Raw genomic sequence first — 21,119 nt, 5'->3', positions numbered from 1 at the left:
CCATGCGCGCCATCCGCCCTCAGTTCCCTCGCTTCGCACCGCTCAAACTCGGTCTGTTGATCGGGCTGACCGGTGCGCTGTCGGCCTGCGCCGTCGGCCCCGACTTTCGCACGCCCGATAGCCCTGCCGTCGCGCAGTACACCAGCGGGGTACAACCGGTCACGACGGCGGGAGCTTCGGGGGACGTCACCCATCAGAGCGAACCCCAGACGCTGACCACCGGCGACGACGTGCCCGCCGAATGGTGGACGCGCTTCGGCTCGCCCGCGCTGAACGCGCTCGTTGCGCAGGCGCTGGCCGACAGTCCGACGCTGCGGCAAGCGGAAGCGAAGCTGCGTCAGGCGCAGGAGGACTATCGCGCGCAGACGGGCGCGCGCCTGCTGCCGTCGGCCGATCTGAAGATCTCCGGCACGCGCGAGCAGGTCGATCTCGCGTCGTTCGGCATCACCAGCGTGCCGAGTCCCGGCCCGTTTACGCTCTACAACGCGAGCGTCGATGTGTCGTACACGCTCGACGTCTTCGGTGGCAATCGTCGTGCGCTCGAAGGGCTTGCCGCGCAAATCGACTATCAACGCTTCGAACGCGACGCCGCCCGCCTCTCGCTCGCGGGCAATGTGGTGACGGCCGCGTTGCGACAGGCCAGCGCCCGCGCCCAACTCGCCGCGCTGGACGGCATGCTGAGCGCACAGCGCCAGCAACTCGACATCACGCGCGCGCGGGAACGGGCTGGCGGCGTCGCCACGCTCGACGTCCAGAATCAGGCGGCGCTGGTCGCACAAACGTCGGCGCAATTGCCGCCCCTTCGTCAGCAAATCGCGCAGTACGACCATCAGTTGGCACGCTGGGTCGGTCAGCCGCCGGGCGCGTTCACATCGCCGACGATCGACCTCACGGCATTGCAACTGCCGCAAACGGTGCCGGTATCGCTGCCCTCGACGCTGGTCAGCCGACGCCCCGACATCCGCGCCGCGCAGGCGCTATTGCATAAGGCCAGCGCCGACGTGGGCGTCGCAACCGCGAATCTGTATCCGCAGTTCACCTTGTCCGGGAGTTTCGGCACGCAACGAATGCGCACCGCCGATCTGGGCAACGGCGTCAACATCTGGAATATCGGAATGAACCTGCTGCAACCGCTCTTGCGTGGCGGTGAGTTGCGCGCGCAACGTCGCTCGGCGGTGGCCGCGTATGACGCAGCGCTGGCGTCATATCAGGACACGGTGCTGCTCGGCCTCGCGCAAGTCGCCGATGCGATGCGCGCGCTCGACGCCGATGCCGACAAGCTGGTCGCACAGGCGGATGCTGCGCAACGGACCGAGAACGCTTACCGCATCGCCGAGGCCCGCTATCGCGCTGGTGGCATCAGTCACCTTGCCCTGCTCGATGCGCAACGTCAGGCGCTTGACGCCACCCGTGCCCGGCTGGAAACGCAAGGCGCACGGCTGGCCGATACTGCGGCGCTTTGGCAAGCGCTGGGGGGCGCGGTTATCGTGCCGTCTGCCGATAGCGATGGCAACGCCAGTACGGGCGACACGTCCCATGCACCGATTAACCCCGCGACGCCGCCTCCTCACTGAGGCATTTCATCAACGCATTGACCGGCGCACGCTTGAGTGCCGACTGACGCGCAAGCACCCCAAGCTCACGCGTGAGCGGCGCGCCAGACAGCGGCAGCACCTGAACGCCAGCGCCCCCGGACTTGCCGGACTTCGGTGTCGGGCGCTTCGTATCTGCATCGACCGGCAAACCGATGAGCGTAGCGGGCACGATGGACCAGCCCAACCCCGCGCGCACCATGCGCAGAATGACTTCCGGCTCGTCCAGCTCCACACCCTCACGCACCCAGAGCCGATGCCGTCGCAGGTACCGCTCGACGAGATCGCCGCCGTACGAGCGCCGGTTGTAGCGCACGAACGGCAGCATCGCACTCCAGTCGGCGACCGTTCCGCGCGTGCCTTTCGGCGCAATGGCCACATACGGCTCGTGCATCAGCGTGAGCCACTTCATGTCCACAGGCACACCGATGCGCGGACGAATCATCACGGCCAGATCCAGTTCCCGGGCATCGAGTTGAGCCAGCAGTTGCACCGACATCCCTGGCACGATGTTCAGATGGGGCATGGCCCCAAGCGACGTCCAGCGCTGCACTGCGCCCGGCAGTAGTCCCAACTGCACGGTCAGAATCGCACCGACGTTGATCGGTGCGAGCGCTGCCTGCCCCCCGAACGCGCCCGCCTCGCCGCGCATGGACTGGTAGCCCGCGATCACACCCTGCGCCTGCGACAGCAGACGACGGCCATCGTCGGAGAGCGACACGGCGCGTCCGGTGCGCTCGAAGAGCTGCACGCCGAGGTCGTCTTCCAGACGCTGGATCTGCGCGCTCACCGCCGACTGTGTCAGTCCGAGACGCGCGCCCGCTGCGGAGAACGACGCGGTTTCGGCTGCCGTGACAAAGGTTTTGAGGTAACGGATCATGAATCGAAAATTTTGTTGCTGAGTAGCCGAATTATTCGTTTTTAATTATTTTTATCGATAGATAGAATTTACCGGAAATCGGCGCACACAGGTGACGCGCCATGACACGGGGCATTGCACCGAAAAACCGGCCCCCGAATTCAACCCCACATTGCACCGGAGACTCTCATGGCAACGCCGCTGTTCCATCTCGCCTTCCCCGTCCACAATCTCGACGCCGCCCGCCAGTTCTACGGCAACGTGATGGGCTGTGCCGAGGGCCGCAGCTCGGACCACTGGATCGACTTCGACTTCTTCGGCCATCAGTTGGTCGCGCACCTCTCGCCCGACGAGGCAGGCAAGCGCATCACGAACCCGGTCGACGGCGACGAGGTTCCCGTTCCGCATTTCGGCGTTATCCTTGATATGCCTTCGTGGCACGCACTGGCCGATCGCCTTCGCGCCGCCGGTACCCGCTTCGTGATCGAGCCGCATATCCGCTTCGCGGGGCAGGTCGGCGAACAGGCGACGTTGTTCTTCTACGACCCGTCGGGCAACGCGCTGGAGTTCAAGGCGTTCGCGGATATGTCGCAGGTGTTCGCCAAGTAGTCGGCGCACAGCGCGTAGGATCGGAATTTCCCACGTCGTCAGGCATTTGATTGCCGGACGGCGTTTATTGTTTTGTTATGGTTTTGTGTTTGTTGTCGGTATTCGTCTCATATCAGTCGAGAGTCTTCTCATGAGCCAATTCGTTATTTCGGCCCCGCCCCAGGCGTCGGTCGCTGTTGCTGGCAGCGATGCCCGTTTCCCCGTGCGCCGCGTGTTCTGCGTGGGCCGCAACTACGCCGCGCATGCCCGCGAAATGGGTAGCAATCCGGACCGCGAGCCGCCGTTCTTCTTCATGAAGCCCGCCGACGCCGTGGTCGCCGCCGAGGGCACGCTGCCCTACCCGCCGCTCACCAGTGAGCTGCACCACGAGATCGAACTGGTGGTCGCCATCGGTGCCGACGGCGAGAACGTGGATGCGGGCGACGCGCTGTCGCTGGTGTGGGGTTATGGCGTTGGTGTGGATCTGACGCGTCGCGATCTGCAACAGCAGGCGAAGGACACGCGCCGCCCGTGGGACTGGGGCAAAGCGTTCGACGCCTCGGCACCGTGCGGCCCTCTGCACGCCGTGGGCGACGTCGGCCATCCGAACGAAGGCCGTGTGTGGCTCGACGTGAACGGTGAAAACCGTCAGACCGGCGATCTCAACGAGCTGATCTGGTCGGTGCCCGACCTGATCGCCGAGATCTCGCGCAGCGTGAAGCTTGCCGCTGGCGACCTGATCTTCACCGGCACGCCTGCTGGCGTCGGCCCGCTGGAGCCGGGCGACAAGGTGAGCGCCGGTGTGGCCGGTGTCGGCGAAATCACGTTTACCGTCGGCCAGAAACCAGCGGCCTGAGTTCGCAACGAACCTTACCTCTGACGGCAAGGATATCCACAGCAACTGTTGATAACCCTATGCATAAGTGCCATGTCGGCGGCGCAATCGCCCGTCGGCATTGGCTGTCAAGTGCATTGCCTAAATTGCCGTCAGACGTGTCACGAATTTTCCTTCACCGCCCCTCGGGGCGTCTTCGTTCATTCCTGAAACGTTTTTCGCTGCATAGCGGCAAATCCCCCGTTTCATTCCTCGAACTCTCCTGTCGATTCAAAGGGTTGCGCGCTTTGGCACGGTTCTCGCATTAAGGAGGAGGCAAGCCGTCCGCCCTCGGGGAAGTCTCTTCGCCTGGCCGACCGCCTCGGGAATCAAGCCATGCACGCCACATGGCCCCGGCACGCCCGATGCCTATCCCCTCGCCGGGAGCGCCCCGGGTGCGGACGGATTGCACCAGTGACCGTCGTATCAAGAGACGGATCGTGCGTTGGGAACATTCGGGGAGAGGATCATGCAAATGCGCCGCACCGGGCCTTGCGCCCTAAGTCCCTGCGTCAGGTCGCTCGCGCCTGCGAGTCCTGCCAAGTCGGCCCGACGTCATCCCCGCGAACGATGTGCGAGCTGGCGGCACCGTCGGCATGACGCCGCCGGAGACCGTCGTCATGTCGCGCCCGGGCGAGCGCTGCGTTGAAGCGTCAAAACTCAAAGCGGTTATGCGTCGATGCGTTTTGCGTCTGAAGTCTTCCCTCGTCAGGTGACTTCGTGTCCGACAGGCGCCCGCGAGCGCGGTGCGCCTGCTTTTCTGTTCAGCTGCCTTTCTCAGCTATCTTCCGCCCAGACCTTCGCCGCACGCACCGCGCGCTGCCAACCGGCCACCGCGCGTGTGACGTCGTCCTCGGACAACTTGCGCGAAAAGCGCCGCTGCAATTGCCATTGACGCTGCAACGTGTCGATGTCCGGCCAATACCCCACCGCTAGTCCCGCGAGGTACGCCGCGCCTGCGGCCGTCGTCTCGATCACCTTGGGACGCACAACGTCCGCGCCGAGCAGATCGGCCTGCCATTGCATCAGCAGATCGTTAGCCGCAGCGCCGCCGTCCACACGCAATTCCGAGACATGCAGACCGGCGTCGGCTTCCATCGCACGCAGCACGTCGAGCGTCTGGAACGCAATGCTGTCGAGCGCGGCACGCGCCACGTGCGCAGCGGTCGTGCCCCGCGTCGCACCGAACAGCGTGCCGCGTGCGCGCGGTTGCCAGTGCGGTGCGCCGAGTCCGGCGAACGCGGGCACGAGCACGACGCCGTCGGCATCGGGCACGCTGGTGGCGAGCGCTTCGACATCGCGCGAATGACGGATGATGCCCAACCCGTCGCGCAGCCACTGCACCACCGCGCCGCCGATGAAGATGCTGCCCTCCAACGCGTAGTCCACACGATTGCCGATCTTCCAGGCGACCGTCGTCAGCAGGTTATGGCTCGACGCCTGCGGCTTGTCGCCAGTGTTCATCACCATGAAGCAGCCAGTGCCGTAGGTGTTCTTCACCATACCCGGCGACAGGCACATCTGTCCGAACAACGCCGCCTGCTGATCGCCCGCGATGCCTGCAATCGGCACGGGTGCTGAGAACAACGGTGTAGCCGTGTGTCCATAGACTTCGCTCGACGAACGGACTTCGGGCAGCATACTGCGCGGCACGTCGAGCAGCGCCAGCAGCTCGTCGTCCCATTCGAGCGAGTGGATGTTGAAGAGCATCGTGCGCGACGCATTCGACACGTCGGTCACGTGCAGCTTGCCGCCGGTCAGATGCCACACCAACCAGCTGTCGACGGTGCCGAACGCGAGATGCCCCGCTTCGGCTGCCTCACGTGCGCCGTCGACGTTATCGAGAATCCAGCGGATCTTGGTGCCGGAGAAGTACGAATCGATGCGCAGACCCGTGCGCTGCGCGACAAGCGCCTCGTTGCCTTGCGCACGCAACGCGTCGCAGAAATCGGCCGTGCGGCGATCCTGCCAGACGATCGCGTTGTACACCGGCTCGCCCGTGCGACGATCCCACACGATGGTCGTCTCGCGCTGATTCGTGATACCGATGGCGGCGATGTCTCTGCCCCCTGCGCCCGCATGCGTGAGCGCTTCGGCGGCGACGCCAGCTTGCGTCGCCCAGATTTCACGTGGATCGTGCTCGACCCAGCCCGGATGCGGGTAAATCTGACGGAACTCCTTCTGCGCGGTCGAGACGACGTGACCGTCGCGGTCGAACAGCAGCGCTCGCGAGCTCGTCGTGCCCTGATCGAACGCGAGGATGTAGGCGCCTCCTGCCATTGCATTCGTCTCCTTGATGCAGCTTTTTTAGTCTTGCTAATGCGATGTTGCGATAGTGCGATGACTTCCGAACGGACTCAGGCGGCCATCTCCAGATGCCGGGCAAACCATTGCTCGACGCTGGCCTCCCCTTCCTTGCCGACGTGCAGACCGAGTTTCGTACGGCGCCACAGGACGTCCTGCGCGGTGCGCGCCCACTCGTACTGCACCAGATAGCGCAATTCGGCCTCATAGAGCTCGCCGCAGATGCGGGTGCCGAGACCGTCGAGCGAGTTCGCGTCGCCTACCAGCACATGCGTGCGCGTGCCGTAGGTGTGCGCGTAACGTTGAGCCAGCGACGACGGCAACCAAGGCATCTGCGCGCGTAGCGAGGTCTCGAATACGCCTGCGTCGGGCTCGGCCATATCGCCGCCCGGCAGCGGTGCGCCCGCCGTCCAGTCGCCATGCGTGAAGCCCAGCGCGCCGTGCAGATGCGACATCGCCTCTTCCGCAAGACGCCGGTACGTAGTGATCTTGCCGCCGAACACGGAGAGCAGCGGCGCGCGCGTGCCGGGGGCGTCGAGTTCGAGCTTGTAATCGCGCGTGACGGCCGACGGATTCGACACGTCCTCCTCCATCAGCGGACGCACGCCCGCATACGTCCACACGACATCGACGGGCATGATCGGCTTGGTGAAGTACTCGCTGGCGGACTTGCAGAGGTAAGCGATCTCGTCTTCATTGATCTCGACCTTCGCCGGATCGCCGAGATACTCCAGATCGGTCGTGCCGATCAGCGTGAAATCGCGCTCGTACGGAATGGCGAAGATGATGCGCTTGTCGGGGTTCTGGAAAATATAGGCGTGGTCGTGATCGAACAACTTGCGCGTCACGATGTGACTGCCCTTGACGTTGCGGATGCGATGCGTTGCGGGCTGACGCAGCACGTCACTCAGCAGATGACCGACCCACGGCCCCGCTGCATTGACGATGGCGCGCGCCCGCACGGTCTGACGCTCGCCGGTAATCGTCTCCAGTTGCGCCGTCCACGAGTGCTCGCCGCGCTCCGCGCCCACCAGGCGCGTGCGCGTAAGAATGGTCGCGCCTCGCTCGGCGGCGTCCTGCGCGTTGAGTACCACCAGTCGCGCGTCCTGCACCCAGCCGTCCGAGTAGACGAAACCGCGCGTCAGGTCCTCACGCAACGGCGCGCCCGCCGGATGCTGACGCAGGTCGATGCCACGCGAGCCGGGCAGAATTTCACGACGCGCCAGATGATCGTAAAGAAACAGCCCCGCGCGGATCATCCAGGCGGGACGCAGGTTCGGCATGTGCGGCATGACAAAACGCAGCGGCCACATGATGTGAGGCGCCGCGCGCAGCAGCACTTCGCGCTCTTGCAACGCTTTGCGCACCAGTCCGAATTCGTAGTACTCGAGATAGCGCAGACCGCCGTGGATCAGCTTGGTGCTGGCCGACGACGTGTGCGACGCCAGATCGTCCTGCTCGACGAGCAACACACGCAGACCGCGACCGGCAGCGTCACGCGCGATGCCGGTGCCGTTGATGCCGCCGCCCACGACCAGCAGATCGTACGGGGCAGAAGTGGGGGCCGACGCCAAAGGGGCCGAGCCGTTGTCCGATGGCGTTTGAACGGGTGTCTGCACGTGTTACTCCCAGCGATGGGGGTCAAATCAGGAAAGTTCGAGAATGTTCGATTCCGAACATCAATATTCGAATTTTAACATATCACGCGTCACTGGTTTCGAATTCGCACATTTCATCGGTGCGATGTGCGAATTCGCGCCAGCGATCAATCCGCGACGTGAACCAGCGTGCCGGCCTCGGCGATCACGGCATCCATACTCGCGGGCACCGGACGATCGGTGAACAGCGCGTCGACCTGAGAGAGATGCCCCAGCCTCACCAGCGCCGGGCGTCCGAACTTGCTGTGATCGGCCGCCAGAAACACGGTGCGCGACTGCGCGATGATGGCCTCGGCCACACGCACTTCACGGTAATCGAAGTCGCGCAGCGTCCCGTCGGCATCGATGGCGGAGATACCTACGATGCCGAAGTCGACCTTGAACTGGCGGATGAAATCGAGCGTGGCCTCGCCCGTCACCCCTTGATCCCGGGCGCGCACCACGCCGCCCGTGACGATGACTTCAGCGTCGGCATAGCCGCTCATCATGGCAGCTACATGCAGGTTGTTCGTAATGACGCGCAATCCCCGGTGACGCGACAACGCTCGCGCCACAGCTTCCGTCGTGGTGCCCAGATTGATGAAGAGGGAGGCGTGATCGGGGATTTGCTCGGCGAGGCGCACGGCGATGCGGCGCTTTTCGTCGGCCAGTTGCGTCTGACGTGCGTCGTAAGCTTCGTTCTCAGCGCCGCCGGGTAAGCCGACACCGCCGTGATAGCGACGCACCCATTTGCGTTCGGCGAGGAAGTTGATGTCGCGCCGGATGGTTTGCGGGGTGACGTCGAAGCGGGCAGCAAGTTCGTCGACCGTGAGAAAGCCGTCGCGGCGCACCGCGTCGAAAAGCGCCTGCTGACGCGGGTTCAGCGACGCATGGCCCGCATCGCCAGTTGCGCCCGCCGCGATCGGAGCTTCGGAGATATCAACGGATTCGGCGGATTCGGAATGAGACATCGGCACACACGCGCAAAGAAAAACCATCGCGCAGCCCGGCTGGCTGCGCGTTCGCCGTCATGATACCCCGCCGTTGTATGACACCACCGTGACCGGCGTGTGTCCGGTCATGCGCTCAAAGGCACTGGCGCACGGCGTCGGCGAGCGATTGCGGGCCGGTCGAACCGAGATAGAGCGAGCCTTCACTACCCGGCTTGCGCGGTGCGAGGTCGAGGATGGCGAGAATGCCGTCGTCGTTCGAGGAGAGTTCGAGGGTCTGGCCTGAGCCCGCCTTCACGCGCTGCAAACGCGCGTAAGGCAGTTGCTTCTTCCACAACCGGGCCGTGCAGGCGCTCACGCGCGCAAAAGCCTTCTTCGACGATCCCTGCCACACGGCGCCGTTGCCCCGCGCGTCGTCGATGGTGTCGCGGTACGCGGGCAAGGTCTCGACTTTGACGTTCTCCGGGGCCACATCGGCGACGCTGCCCACAGGCGGATCGTCATGCGCGGCGACGGGAGCGGTTTGCGCGCACCCGGCGAGCAGTGCCGCGAACGTGAGGCCCGCCGCAGCGAGCGCGCTGGCCACACGACGCTTCGCCCCGCGCGCCTTGTCGGAATTCGTGTTGATGCCCCGGTCCATTGCCCCGCTCCACACATGCTGGTATCTGATCCCGGCGCGCGATGGTACGGTGGCCAGAGGATGTCTTGATGCATCCGTGCGAAGCCATCGCGCGCGCCGTCTTGGTCTTGTTGGTCGCCCCGTCGTCCCGAATACCGCCAAATCGCGATCTGTAAGACGACCGGCACGGCACTCACCCGCACATGTCCCGCGCTTCGATTACACGGGCCTTGTAGCCTATCGGGCGACGTGCCGCCAGTTGGCGCTCATCTTACTCGCGTTATTCATAGCATGGCAATTCGCGCAATGCGCGCAGGCCCGAATCGCGTATATTGCTGGTTTCTGTCACACTCGCCGCACCGCCTCGCGCCCCATCCGGCAGCGAGTCAGCGTGTGCTCTGCCACCGGTTTGCGGATAACTCACCGCCTCGCCGGAGCGCCATAAGCGATAACAACAAGCGGACAGCGAGCACGCGTGACGCCAGCCAACCCGTTTCACTTTTTGCGACTGTCCCGATTTCCATGTCCAGCAATGCGCAAGCCCCGATCATCGTCATCGCCCCCGATTCGTTTAAAGGTTCGCTAAGCGCGCCTGAAGTGGCGCAAGCCATCGCCGCAGGCATCGCCCGCGTGCTGCCGCAGGCCGATCTGCGCTTGCGCCCGATGGCCGACGGCGGCGAGGGTACGCTCGACGCCCTGCTTTCCGCAGGCGGGCGACGCGTACCGTTGTCCGTGCGTGGTGCGGGCAAGGCGTCGGTGATGGCCGAGTATGGTGTCATGCCCGACGGTACGGGCGTGCTGGAAAGCGCCAACGTCGTGAGCATTACCGATCCGGTCGGCATGCAGACGCCGGTGGCCGAGCGCTCGACGGTCGGGCTTGGCGAGTTGCTGCGTGCCCTGCTCGACACCGGTGCGCGCCGCGTGCTGATCGGTCTGGGCGGCAGTAGCACTAACGATGGCGGCGCGGGTCTGCTTGTCGGCCTCGGTGCGCGCTTGCTCGACGAAGCCGGAGAAGAAGTGCAACCGGTCCCGGCGGCACTGCATCGCGTGGCGTCGATCGATCTGAACGGACTCGATGCACGTCTGAAGGATTGCGAACTGGTCGCCATGTCGGACGTCAACAATCCGCTGAATGGCCAGCAAGGCGCGACAGCGATTTTCGGCCCGCAAAAGGGTGTGAGCGAAGCGCAGGTCGAACCGCTCGACCGCGCCATCGCCCACTTCGCCGGTCACGCACACCGCGCGTTCAACGCCAGCGAAGCCGCGAGCCGCGCGGGCGCCGGGGCAGCGGGCGGGCTGGGTTTCGCGCTGCATCTGCTGGGCGCACAGTTCCGCTCGGGCGCGGAAGTAGTGGCCGAGCGCGTGGGACTGCCGCAAGCGGTGGAAGGCGCCGACTGGCTGATCACCGGCGAAGGCCGCAGCGACGGTCAGACGTTGTCGGGCAAGACGCCGATGATCGCGGCACAGGTGGCCATCAAGGCCGGTGCGACGGCGTCGCTACTCTCAGGCGCCATCGACCGCACGGCGCTGGAGAGTCTGTCGCGCGTTTTCTCAGGCTGCTTCTCGCTGACGTTCGGTCCGACCACCCTGGAGAAAGCCATTGCCGACGCAGCCGGTCTGCTGACCGACAGCGCCGAACAGATGGCGCGACTGCGTTATACGCACAAGGGTTGAGCGCAAGGATCAGGCGATCCGCGCCCGCAAGCGTGGAACCGCAAAGTCGAGAAATGCACGCAACTTCAGGGGCAACGGCGTTTGTCCCTTGTGCACCAGATTGACGGGGAGCGGGGTGGCCTCAAAGTCGTCCAGCACCACGCGCAGTGCATCGTCACGCACGGCTTGCGCCACCTGATACGACAACACCCGCACGAAACCCACACCGAGCACCGCCGCCGAGATCGCCGCTTCGGCGGTATTCACCGCCAGCCGCGAGCGAATCGGCACCGACTGCCCGGTTCGTCCCTCGCCGAACTCCCACGCACGGCGCGACGCCAGCACCTCGAACGTAATGCACGCATGACCGGCGAGGTCGTGTGGCTTCTTCGGTTCGCCATGCGTCTCCAGATAGTTCGGACTGGCGCAGACGACACGTCGCACAGTTCCGATGCGCGACGCCACCATCGAGCTATCCGGTAAGTGACCGATGCGCAGTGCCACATCCGCCTGCTCGTCCATCAGATGTACGACGCGGTCGGTCAGCAGGAGACTGACGTCGATCTCCGGGTACTGCGCGAGGAATTCCGCCACGACCGGCAGCACGTGCAGACGACCGAACACGACGGGCGCGGTCAGCACCAGTTCGCCTTTCGGCGTGGCATATTCGCCCGTCGCCGTGCGCTCCGCTTCGCCGATCTCTTCGAGAATTCTGCGACACGCGGCCACGTACGTACTCCCGGCTTCTGTGAGCGACAACTGACGCGTCGTGCGATGCAGGAGCCGCGTTTTCAGATGCGCTTCCAGTTCCCCGACTTTACGGCTGACGGTCGCCAGCGGCATGCCGAGTCCGCGTGCTGCGGCCGACAAACTGCCCGCATCGACCACCGCGATCAGGATCGACATGGATTCGAGTCGATTCATAGACCCTACCAAATTTTGGAAAGATGATTCCTGATCTTGATGGATTCTCTACATGGATGCAACCACGTAATGTCGAGACCTGAGCGGGTGAGGCACGATCGTCGCAAGACACCGCCCCTTCCCGCACCGGTCATCGTCATATCAGGAGAGCATCGTGCGTCCACCCAATTCCCCCACCGCCTCGTCCGCCACCACCGCCCCGCCACAAGCGGCACAGGAGATCGCCTCGCGCAGCAAGATTGTGATGATGGGCGCGATTGCTGGCGCGGTCGTCACCAACATCTACTGCACACAGCCGATCCTGCCGTTGATTGCTTCGGACATGCGCGTCGATCTCGGCACGGTGGATCTCGTCGCAGCCGCCGCGCTACTCGGCTTCTCCGGCGGGCTCGCGTTGTTGCTGCCGCTGGGCGACCGGTACGACCGCCGCAAACTCGTGCTCGTGCAAATTGCGCTGGCCTTCTGCTTCGCGCTGGCCGCGACATTTGCACCGGGCATCTGGGCGTTGATCGGCGCGTCGTTCGGTCTGGGGATCGTGTGCTGTGTGCCGCAGCAACTGGTGCCGTTCGCCGCCGTCATGTCGGCGCCCAGTCAGCGCGGCCGGGCGGTGGGCACCGTCGTGAGCGGCATCATGATCGGGATTCTGCTCGGACGAACGATTGCGGGCATTGTCGGTGAAGGGTTCGGATGGCGCGCCGTCTACGGCGTGGAAGCGGCCTTCATGATCCCGGTGTGGATCGCCGCCGCGATGTTGTTACCGAAGGGGCGTCCCAGCACCGATCTTTCGTATGGCCGTCTGCTGGCGTCCCTGTGGCCGTTGGCTCGCGACCATCGTCCCCTGCGCGAGTCGATGATGATTCAGGCGCTGCTCTGGGCCTGCTTCAACGCGTTCTGGGTAAATCTGGCGGCACTGCTCGCCGACGGGCCCTGGCATCTCGGCAGCGCGTGGGCGGGCGCATTCGGCATCATCGGCGCGGCCGGTGCATTCGCTGCGTCGTTTGGTGGACGCGCGACCGACAAGCTGGGGCCGCGCGGTGTGGTCGGGGTGAGCATCGGGATCGTCACGCTCAGCTACGTGCTGCTCGGAGGTGCGAACGCCTCGCTGGCGTGGCTCGTGATCGGGGTGATCGTGCTAGACATCGGCGTGCAGGCAGGTCTTGTGTCCAATCAGACGCGCGCTTTCGCGGTCGACCCGAAAGCGCAAGGGCGAATCAACAGTCTCTATATGACGGCGACGTTCTTTGGCGGCGCAGTGGGTGCGACAGTGAGTGGATGGCTGATGGCGCGCTTCGGATGGACGGGCGTCGTAAGCTTGGGCATTGCGCTCGGCGTGCTGGCCCTCGCGCTTCACTGGGTGGGTGGCGTTCGCCGCAACGCTGGCGTGGCGGATAACGAAGCTTCAGCGCAGTGAGATGAAGCGATCAGGCGTCCAGCGCGGCAGCCGTCAGTCGCGCGACGTCCAGACGGCCTTCGGCCTCCCCATTAAGCTGCCCGTGGTCGTCCTCGAGCATCCAGACGACCGATAGTCCCGCCCACGCCAGCACCCATTGCAGTAGACGTCGCGGGTCGATGGCGGCCGTTCGCGTCACGATGTCGACGCGTCGGGCGAAGACTTCGGGCTTGCGCGCCATCTCTACATCGGGATTGCAGAAGAGGTTCGCGTAGTCGAAACCGCGCTCGCCGCGAAGCCCTTTCGGGTCGATGGCGAGCCAGCCCCTCGTGCCGAAGTCGAGCACATTGGCATGGTGGATATCACCATGCAGCACGACGGTATGCGTCGTCGTGTCGAGCAGCATGCGGGCAGTCTGAGCACTACGTTTCAGAACGTCCGGTGAATTTTCCGGAAGATTGAGCAGCGAGTGGAACCACTCGGGAAGCGGTGTTAGCGCCGGTCCAGGCGCCAGACGCGGCCGATGTAAATGCGCCACCGTTTCGCACAGAATTCGTGTCGCATCGTCGTCTCGGCAGTCCCTGACCATCTGCGTGAGCGAGGCCTCACCCTGCGCCCGGACCATCAGCAACGCCTCGCCTTCGATCTCAAGCACGGGCGCCGCGCCATCGCCTTGCCACCATGCCATGAGCTGACCGCCCGCGACTTCTTCAGGGGAGCGCGAAATCTTGAGGATCGCGGGCGTACCGGCCCGATGCACGGGCAGCAGAAGTCCGCCGAGCGACGCGAAAGGTGCGCCGTCCGGCGTCAGGTGCCAGCGTTGGATATAGGGTTCGAAAACGGAGTCCGACACTTCATTGGTTACGTGGATTTCGATGGAGGTCCACAGTACCAGACGATGCGGCTTCGACGTTGTAAAGCACTGGCATCTGGCGCCGCCACTGACGCCAGGCACCGTCTAGCGTCATCGGGTCAGCCATGAAGTGGGCTACGTTGATGCGACTCGTCCAACCGGCGTCGAACAGCGCCTTTCCTATCGTCTGAACGCACGTCATGCCCGTTGCCCCTTTACACCATCAAGTCCACAAACTGATGGACGGGCATGGCTTCGAGCCGTTGCTGGTCCAGCGCCACGTCGAGAATGCGCACCTGCGCCCGCGCGGCGAAGCGGCGCGCCAAATTCGTTCTGAACTTCTCCACCAGCAACGGAATGCCTTCGTCACGGCGTCGTCGATGCCCGATCGGGTACTCCACAAGTACTTCGTCGAGCACCGTACCGTCGTTCAGGGTGACGGTCAGGCCGTTGGCAATCGAGCGCTTGTCGGGATCGTGATAGTCGCGGGTGAATTGCGGATCTTCCTCGCACACAATGTTCGCGCGCAATGCATCGATGCGCGGGTCGGCCGCCACATCGTCTTCGTAGTCGGCAGCCGTCAACCTTCCGAACAGCAATGGCACGGCCACCATGTACTGGATGCAGTGATCGCGGTCCGCCGGGTTGGAGAGCGGCCCCTGCTTGTCGATGATGCGAATCGCCGCCGCGTGCGTGCGAATCTTCACCGAGCGGATGTCCTGCGCGCTACGCCCCGTCGCCAGCAACTGTCGATGCAACGTCATCGCCGCCTCCGCAGCCGTCTGCGCGTGAAACTCGGCCGGAAACGAAATCTTGAACAGCACGTTCTCCATCACATACGCCCCGTAAGGCCGCTGGAATGCGAACGGCTTGCCCTTGAACAGCACATCATAAAAGCCCCACGTCTTTGCCGTGAGCACCGACGGATAGCCCATCTCGCCGGTGCGCACCATAAGCGCGAGACGCACCGCACGGCTCGTCGCATCGCCTGCCGCCCACGACTTGCGGCTGCCGGTGTTCGGCGCATGACGATACGTGCGCAGGCTCTGCCCGTCGACGAACGCCAGCGAGAGCGCATCGATCAGCTCGTCGCGCGACAGGCCCAGCATTTCACCGACGACCGCCGTCGACGCCACTTTGACCAGCACCACGTGATCGAGCCCGACCTGATTGAACGAATTCTCCAGCGCCAGACATCCCTGAATTTCGTGCGCCTTGATCATCGCAGCGAGCACATGACGCATCGTCAGCGGTGGCTGGCCCTGCGCGACGGCCGTGCGCGAGAGCCAGTCGGCCGTCATCAGAATGCCGCCAAGGTTATCCGACGGATGTCCCCACTCGGCCGCCAGCCACGTGTCGTTGAAGTCGAGCCAGCGAATCATCGCGCCCAGACTAAACGCGGCCTGTACCGGATCGAGTTGATATGGCGTGCCGGGCACCTTCGCGCCGTTGGGCACGACGGTGCCCGGCACGATGGGGCCGAGCAGTTTGGTACACGCGGGATAGGAGAGCGCTTCGAAACCGCAACCAAGCGTGTCGATGAGACAGTTGCGTGCGGTGTCGAAGGCGAGATCGCTGCGGATCTCATAGGTCAGGACGTAGTCGGCAATGTCCGTGAGGACTTTGTCGGGCGAGGGGCGCACATTCGCAACGTTCGAAGCACCTGCGGACATTGACGACCTCCTGTGAGGTGAGACGGTTCGGTACCGGACCCGCGTCCGGTCAGAAGGCATCTCCCGGAATGCGCACCCAGCCTTCCATCAGCACACGCGCGCTGCGGCTCATGATGGCCTTCGTGACCGTCCATTCACCGCCTTCCTGATTAGCCTCTGCCCCGACACGCAATGTGCCGGACGGATGACCGAAGCGTACCGCGTTACGCTCGCCGCCGCCCGCCGCCAGATTCACGAGCGTCCCCGGAATCGCGGCCGCCGCGCCGATACACACGGCCGCCGTGCCCATCATCGCGTGATGCAGCTTGCCCATCGACATCGCGCGCACGAGCAGATCGACATCTCCGGCATTCACCGCCTTGCCGCTCGACGCCGTGTAGCCCGCCGGTTTCGCCACGAACGCGACCTTCGGTGTGTGCTGGCGCGTGGCCGCTTCCGACACATCCTTGATCAGTCCCATGCGAATCGCGCCGTGCGCGCGAATCGTCTCGAACATGGCAAGCGCCTTCGGATCGCTGTTGATGGCGTCCTGCAACTCGGTGCCCTTGTAACCGATCTCTTCGGCGTTAAGGAAGATGGTCGGGATGCCCGCATTGATCATCGTCGCCTTGAACGTGCCCACGCCGGGCACCTCGAGATCGTCGACGAGATTGCCGGTCGGGAACATGGCACCACCACCGCCATCACCCTCTTCTTCGGCGGCCGGGTCGAGAAATTCGAGCTGCACTTCGGCGGCCGGGAACGTCACGCCGTCGAGTTCGAAGTCGCCCGTTTCCTGCACCGCACCGTCCGTCATCGGCACATGGGCGATGATCGTCTTGCCGATGTTGGCCTGCCAGATGCGAACGACGGCCACGCCATCGCGCGGCACGCGCGCCGGGTCCACCAGTCCGCCGCTGATCGCGAACGGGCCGACGGCCGCCGACAGATTGCCGCAGTTGCCGCTCCAGTCGACGAACTTCTGGTCGATGGAGACTTGCCCGAACAGGTAGTCCACATCGTGCCCCGGCCGCTCGCTCCTGGCGATGATGACCGTCTTGCTGGTGCTCGACGTCGCGCCGCCCATGCCGTCGATCTGCTTGCCATACGGGTCCGGGCTGCCGATCACGCGCATGAGCAACGCGTCGCGGGCCTGACCGGGCGTCTGCGCGGCGGCGGGCAGGTCCTGCAAGCGGAAGAACACGCCCTTGCTCGTGCCGCCACGCATGTACGTGGCGGGAATGCGAATTTGTGGCTGATGCGCCATCACAGCTCTCCTCAGGCGGCTGCCTGCGACGATTCCAGAAAGTCCTGCGCGAAGCGCTGGAGCACCCCGCCCGCCTCGTAAATCGAGACTTCTTCGGCTGTGTCGAGACGGCACGTCACCGGGACGTCGACACGCTCACCGTTCTTGCGGTGGATGACCAGCGTCAGGTCGGCACGCGGCGTGCGCTCGCCAATCACATCGAACGTCTCGCTGCCGTCGATGCCCAGCGTCTTGCGGTTCGTACCCGACTTGAATTCCAGCGGCAACACGCCCATGCCGACGAGATTGGTGCGGTGAATGCGCTCGAAGCCCTCCGCGACGATGGCTTCGGTGCCCGCCAGACGCACGCCCTTCGCCGCCCAGTCGCGCGACGACCCCTGACCGTAGTCGGCCCCGGCAATCACGATGAGTGGCTGCTTGCGTGCCATGTACGTCTCGATGGCCTCCCACATGCGCGTCACCTGGCCTTCCGGCTCGATGCGCGCGAGCGACCCTGCCTTGACCTCTCCGTCGACCACGACCATCTCGTTCTTGAGCGTTGGGTTGGCGAACGTGGCGCGCTGCGCCGTGAGGTGATCGCCTCGGTGCGTGGCGTACGAGTTGAAGTCCTCTTCCGGCAGGCCCATTTTCGCGAGGTACTCGCCCGCTGCGCTGTCGGCCATGATGGCATTCGACGGCGAGAGGTGGTCGGTCGTGATGTTGTCGCCCAGTACGGCCAGCGCACGCATGCCGCGCAGCGTACGCTCACCGGCAAGCGCCCCCTCCCAGTACGGCGGACGCCGGATGTACGTGCTCATCTCGCGCCAGTCGTACAGCGGTTCGGCCCGCTCGCCGTGATCCACCGAAGCGGCAAACATTGGCTCGTACACACGGCGGAACTGCTCCGGTTTGACGCTGCTCGCAATGATGGCGTCGATCTCTTCGTCGCTCGGCCACAGGTCGGCGAGCCTGATCGGCTTGCCCTCGGCGTCGACACCAAGCACGTCCTTCTCAATATCGAAGCGGATGGTCCCGGCAATGGCGTAAGCCACCACCAGCGGCGGCGAGGCGAGAAACGCCTGCTTTGCGTACGGGTGGATGCGGCCGTCGAAGTTGCGGTTGCCCGAGAGCACGGCCGTCGCGTACAAGTCACGCTCGACGACTTCCTTCTGGATCACCGGATCGAGCGCACCCGACATGCCGTTGCACGACGTGCACGCGTAAGCGACCACGCCGAAGCCGAGCGCCTCCAGTTCCGGAAGAAGACCGGCCGCTTCCAGATACAGCGTGACGGCCTTCGAACCGGGCGCGAGCGAACTCTTGACCCACGGCTTGCGCACGAGACCCGCCCGGTTGGCGTTACGCGCGAACAGACCCGCCGCGATCATGTTGCGCGGGTTGTTGGTGTTCGTGCAACTCGTGATGGCGGCGATGATGACCGCGCCGTCAGGCATCAGCCCCGGTTCGTTCTCCACCGTGCCGCTGATACCGCGTGCGGCGAGTTCGCTCGTCGGCACACGCTTGTGCGGGTTCGACGGACCGGCGATGTTGCGCACCACGCTCGACAGATCGAACGTCAGCACGCGCTCATACTCGGCCTTCGTCAGCGTGTCGGCCCACAAACCGGTTTGCTTCGCATAGGTCTCGACCAGCGCGACGAGCGCGTCGTCGCGGCCGGTGAGCTTCAGGTACTTGATGGTTTGCGCGTCGATGTAGAACATCGCCGCCGTCGCACCGAACTCCGGCGCCATGTTCGATATGGTCGCGCGGTCGCCCAGCGTGAGGTTCGCCGCACCTTCACCGTAGAATTCCAGATAGGCGGACACAACCTTTTCCTTGCGCAGGAATTCGGTCAGTGCGAGCACGATGTCGGTCGCGGTAATGCCCGGTTGCGGCTTGCCCGTGAGTTCCACACCGACGATGTCCGGCAAGCGCATCCACGACGCGCGCCCGAGCATCACGCTTTCCGCTTCCAGCCCGCCCACGCCAATCGCGATCACACCCAGTGCATCGACCATCGGCGTGTGCGAATCGGTGCCCACGAGCGTGTCGGGGTACGCGACGTCGTCCGCCACCTGAATCACCGGGCTCATGCGCTCCAGATTGATCTGGTGCAGGATGCCGTTGCCCGGCGGAATCACGTCGACGTTGCGAAACGCCTTCTTCGTCCAGTTGATGAAGTCGAAGCGGTCTTCGTTACGGCGATCTTCGATGGCGCGGTTCTTCGCGAACGCATCGGGATCGAAGCCGCCGCATTCGACGGCCAGCGAGTGATCGACCACCAGTTGGGTCGGCACCACCGGGTTGACCAGCGCCGGGTCGCCGCCTTGCGCCGCAATGGCGTCGCGCAGACCGGCGAGGTCAACGAGCGCCGTCTGACCGAGGATGTCGTGGCACACCACACGTGCAGGGAACCACGGGAAATCGAGGTCGCGACGTCGCTCGATCAGTTGCTTGAGCGAATCGGTCAGCGCCGCCGGATCGCAGCGACGCACGAGGTTTTCGGCCAGCACGCGTGAGGTGTACGGCAGCGTGTCGTACGCGCCCGGAGCAATGGCCTCGACAGCAGCACGGGCGTCGAAGTAATCGAGCGACGTCCCGGGCAGGGATTTACGGTATTCGGTGTTCATCATGTGAGGAAGGTGTCGGCCCGGCCGGTGACAAATTGGCGCGCACGGTGTGTGCAATGCGCGATACGAATAACGGAGCAGCGACGAAAAAGCACGGAACAGCGACGCCCCGGCGTGGACGCGGAACGGCAGCAGGAATCCCGCTGCTGCCATCCCCCGGCCCTCGCCGAGGCGCAGGACAGACTTAACGCTTGTCGATCGGCACGAATTGCTGATCTTCCGGACCGGTGTAGTTAGCGCTCGGACGAATGATCTTGTTGTCGATGCGCTGCTCGATGATGTGGGCACTCCAGCCCGACGTACGCGCGATCACGAACAACGGCGTGAACATCGCGGTCGGCACGCCCATCATGTGATAGCTCACGGCGCTGAACCAGTCGAGGTTCGGGAACATCTTCTTGACGTCCCACATCACCGATTCCAGACGCTCGGCAATGTCGTACATCGCCGTGTTCTGCTCGGCCTTCGACAACTCGTGCGCGACTTCTTTGATGACCTTGTTGCGCGGATCGCTCACGGTGTAGACCGGATGGCCGAAGCCGATGATCACTTCCTTGTTCTCGACGCGCTGACGGATGTCGGCTTCAGCTTCGTCCGGCGAGTTGTAACGCTTCTGTACTTCGAACGCAACTTCGTTCGCGCCACCGTGCTTCGGACCTCGCAGCGCACCGATTGCGCCGGTAATCGCCGAGTGCATGTCCGATCCCGTGCCCGCAATCACGCGCGCGGTGAAGGTCGACGCGTTGAACTCGTGCTCGGCGTACAGGATCAGCGACGTATGCATCGCGCGCACCCACTGGTCCGATGGCTTTTCGCCGTGCAGCAGATGCAGGAAGTGACCGCCAATGCTGTCGTCATCCGTTTCCACGTCGATACGCACACCGTTCTGGCTGTAGTGATACCAGTACAGCAGCATCGAGCCGAGGCTGGCCATCAGGCGGTCGGCGATATCGCGTGCGCCCGGAATGTTGTGATCGTCCTTCTCCGGCAGCACGGTGCCGAGCACCGACACGCCGGTGCGCATCACGTCCATCGGGTGAGCCGCGGCGGGCACGGCTTCGAGCGCGTCCTTCACGGCGGCGGGCAAGCCGCGCAGCGCCTTGAGCTTGGCCATGTAGCCGCGCAGTTCCGCCACGTTCGGCAGCTTGCCGTAGACCAGCAGATACGCGATTTCTTCGAATTCCGAGGTCTGGGCCAGATCCAGAATGTCGTAGCCGCGATAGTGCAGATCGTTGCCCGAACGGCCCACGGTACACAGTGCCGTGTTGCCTGCGGTCACACCCGACAGGGCGACGGATTTCTTCGGCTTGAAGCCGGTGGCAGTCGTCTCGCTCATGCTCTTTCCTCC

The 21,119-nt window shown here is 64.4% G+C and carries 16 protein-coding genes; 5 read left to right on the top strand and 11 right to left on the bottom strand.

The window, feature by feature from the left end; translation table 11 throughout:
* Positions 1 to 2 precede the first annotated feature (2 nt).
* Positions 3 to 1,574 carry an efflux transporter outer membrane subunit gene (locus PAN31117_RS21070; RefSeq protein WP_150739920.1) on the top strand — a complete coding sequence of 524 codons (1,572 nt, stop codon included), beginning with the start codon at positions 3 to 5 and terminating at the stop codon, positions 1,572 to 1,574.
* Here the strand turns inward: PAN31117_RS21070 and PAN31117_RS21065 are convergent.
* Entirely contained in the window at positions 1,546 to 2,472 is a 927-nt protein-coding gene (locus PAN31117_RS21065) for a LysR family transcriptional regulator (RefSeq protein ID WP_150739919.1), read from the bottom strand. The two genes, PAN31117_RS21070 and PAN31117_RS21065, sit on opposite strands and share 29 nt — an antisense overlap.
* A 168-nt stretch (positions 2,473 to 2,640) precedes the next feature.
* Between PAN31117_RS21065 and PAN31117_RS21060 the strand changes: the two genes are divergently transcribed.
* On the top strand, positions 2,641 to 3,060 hold the full coding sequence (locus PAN31117_RS21060) for a VOC family protein (RefSeq protein ID WP_150739918.1): 420 nt from the start codon (positions 2,641 to 2,643) through the stop codon (positions 3,058 to 3,060).
* A gap of 130 nt (positions 3,061 to 3,190) precedes the next feature.
* Entirely contained in the window at positions 3,191 to 3,895 is a 705-nt protein-coding gene (locus PAN31117_RS21055) for a fumarylacetoacetate hydrolase family protein (RefSeq protein ID WP_150739917.1), read from the top strand.
* A 795-nt stretch (positions 3,896 to 4,690) separates the two neighbouring features.
* Here PAN31117_RS21055 and glpK read toward each other — a convergent pair.
* The 4 genes from glpK to PAN31117_RS21035 form a co-directional block, all read right to left on the bottom strand.
* Complete coding sequence (glpK, locus tag PAN31117_RS21050; RefSeq protein WP_150739916.1) at positions 4,691 to 6,193, bottom strand: glycerol kinase GlpK; 1,503 nt, start codon at positions 6,191 to 6,193, stop codon at positions 4,691 to 4,693.
* Positions 6,194 to 6,270: 77 nt separating this feature from the next.
* A complete protein-coding gene (glpD, locus tag PAN31117_RS21045; protein ID WP_150740018.1) occupies positions 6,271 to 7,791 on the bottom strand; it encodes a glycerol-3-phosphate dehydrogenase in 1,521 nt (506 codons plus the stop codon).
* A 191-nt stretch (positions 7,792 to 7,982) separates the two neighbouring features.
* Positions 7,983 to 8,825, bottom strand: coding sequence for a DeoR/GlpR family DNA-binding transcription regulator (locus tag PAN31117_RS21040; RefSeq protein ID WP_246189199.1), 843 nt, complete (start codon positions 8,823 to 8,825; stop codon positions 7,983 to 7,985).
* A gap of 115 nt (positions 8,826 to 8,940) precedes the next feature.
* Positions 8,941 to 9,444, bottom strand: coding sequence for a hypothetical protein (locus tag PAN31117_RS21035; RefSeq protein WP_150739915.1), 504 nt, complete (start codon positions 9,442 to 9,444; stop codon positions 8,941 to 8,943).
* A 501-nt stretch (positions 9,445 to 9,945) separates the two neighbouring features.
* On the opposite strand from PAN31117_RS21035, the gene PAN31117_RS21030 reads away from it, so the two are divergent.
* Complete coding sequence (locus PAN31117_RS21030) at positions 9,946 to 11,097, top strand: glycerate kinase (protein WP_150739914.1); 1,152 nt, start codon at positions 9,946 to 9,948, stop codon at positions 11,095 to 11,097.
* A 9-nt stretch (positions 11,098 to 11,106) separates the two neighbouring features.
* Here PAN31117_RS21030 and PAN31117_RS21025 read toward each other — a convergent pair whose 3' ends face one another.
* Positions 11,107 to 12,000, bottom strand: coding sequence for a LysR family transcriptional regulator (locus PAN31117_RS21025; RefSeq protein WP_150739913.1), 894 nt, complete (start codon positions 11,998 to 12,000; stop codon positions 11,107 to 11,109).
* A 154-nt stretch (positions 12,001 to 12,154) separates the two neighbouring features.
* Between PAN31117_RS21025 and PAN31117_RS21020 the strand changes: the two genes are divergently transcribed.
* Positions 12,155 to 13,411, top strand: coding sequence for an MFS transporter (locus PAN31117_RS21020; RefSeq protein WP_370855782.1), 1,257 nt, complete (start codon positions 12,155 to 12,157; stop codon positions 13,409 to 13,411).
* A gap of 10 nt (positions 13,412 to 13,421) precedes the next feature.
* Here the strand turns inward: PAN31117_RS21020 and PAN31117_RS21015 are convergent, their stop codons facing one another.
* From PAN31117_RS21015 to prpC, 5 genes are all read right to left on the bottom strand, one after another.
* Positions 13,422 to 14,243, bottom strand: a complete 822-nt coding sequence (locus PAN31117_RS21015) for an aminoglycoside phosphotransferase family protein (RefSeq protein ID WP_150739912.1) — start codon at positions 14,241 to 14,243, stop codon at positions 13,422 to 13,424.
* A gap of 215 nt (positions 14,244 to 14,458) precedes the next feature.
* Complete coding sequence (locus PAN31117_RS21010; protein WP_150739911.1) at positions 14,459 to 15,916, bottom strand: bifunctional 2-methylcitrate dehydratase/aconitate hydratase; 1,458 nt, start codon at positions 15,914 to 15,916, stop codon at positions 14,459 to 14,461.
* A 49-nt stretch (positions 15,917 to 15,965) separates the two neighbouring features.
* On the bottom strand, positions 15,966 to 17,162 hold the full coding sequence (gene prpF, locus PAN31117_RS21005; RefSeq protein ID WP_150739910.1) for a 2-methylaconitate cis-trans isomerase PrpF: 1,197 nt from the start codon (positions 17,160 to 17,162) through the stop codon (positions 15,966 to 15,968).
* 11 nt (positions 17,163 to 17,173) lie between these two features.
* On the bottom strand, positions 17,174 to 19,774 hold the full coding sequence (gene acnD, locus PAN31117_RS21000) for a Fe/S-dependent 2-methylisocitrate dehydratase AcnD (RefSeq protein ID WP_150739909.1): 2,601 nt from the start codon (positions 19,772 to 19,774) through the stop codon (positions 17,174 to 17,176).
* A gap of 181 nt (positions 19,775 to 19,955) precedes the next feature.
* Positions 19,956 to 21,107, bottom strand: a complete 1,152-nt coding sequence (prpC, locus tag PAN31117_RS20995) for a bifunctional 2-methylcitrate synthase/citrate synthase (protein ID WP_150739908.1) — start codon at positions 21,105 to 21,107, stop codon at positions 19,956 to 19,958.
* Positions 21,108 to 21,119 lie beyond the last annotated feature (12 nt).

This window comes from Pandoraea anapnoica, assembly GCF_902459765.1.
Classification (GTDB): Bacteria; Pseudomonadota; Gammaproteobacteria; order Burkholderiales; family Burkholderiaceae; genus Pandoraea; species Pandoraea anapnoica.
This window is presented reverse-complemented; position numbering and strand designations above follow the sequence as displayed.

Bases quoted from the DNA above. Each gene is read 5' to 3' on its own strand.
- PAN31117_RS21070 (WP_150739920.1), top strand. From the start codon at position 3: ATGCGCGCCATCCGCCCTCAGTTCCCTCGCTTCGCACCGCTCAAACTC.
- PAN31117_RS21065 (WP_150739919.1), bottom strand. From the start codon at position 2,472: ATGATCCGTTACCTCAAAACCTTTGTCACGGCAGCCGAAACCGCGTCG.
- PAN31117_RS21060 (WP_150739918.1), top strand. From the start codon at position 2,641: ATGGCAACGCCGCTGTTCCATCTCGCCTTCCCCGTCCACAATCTCGAC.
- PAN31117_RS21055 (WP_150739917.1), top strand. From the start codon at position 3,191: ATGAGCCAATTCGTTATTTCGGCCCCGCCCCAGGCGTCGGTCGCTGTT.
- glpK (WP_150739916.1), bottom strand. From the start codon at position 6,193: ATGGCAGGAGGCGCCTACATCCTCGCGTTCGATCAGGGCACGACGAGC.
- PAN31117_RS21040 (WP_246189199.1), bottom strand. From the start codon at position 8,825: ATGTCTCATTCCGAATCCGCCGAATCCGTTGATATCTCCGAAGCTCCG.
- PAN31117_RS21035 (WP_150739915.1), bottom strand. From the start codon at position 9,444: ATGGACCGGGGCATCAACACGAATTCCGACAAGGCGCGCGGGGCGAAG.
- PAN31117_RS21030 (WP_150739914.1), top strand. From the start codon at position 9,946: ATGTCCAGCAATGCGCAAGCCCCGATCATCGTCATCGCCCCCGATTCG.
- PAN31117_RS21025 (WP_150739913.1), bottom strand. From the start codon at position 12,000: ATGAATCGACTCGAATCCATGTCGATCCTGATCGCGGTGGTCGATGCG.
- PAN31117_RS21010 (WP_150739911.1), bottom strand. From the start codon at position 15,916: ATGTCCGCAGGTGCTTCGAACGTTGCGAATGTGCGCCCCTCGCCCGAC.
- prpF (WP_150739910.1), bottom strand. From the start codon at position 17,162: ATGGCGCATCAGCCACAAATTCGCATTCCCGCCACGTACATGCGTGGC.
- acnD (WP_150739909.1), bottom strand. From the start codon at position 19,774: ATGATGAACACCGAATACCGTAAATCCCTGCCCGGGACGTCGCTCGAT.
- prpC (WP_150739908.1), bottom strand. From the start codon at position 21,107: ATGAGCGAGACGACTGCCACCGGCTTCAAGCCGAAGAAATCCGTCGCC.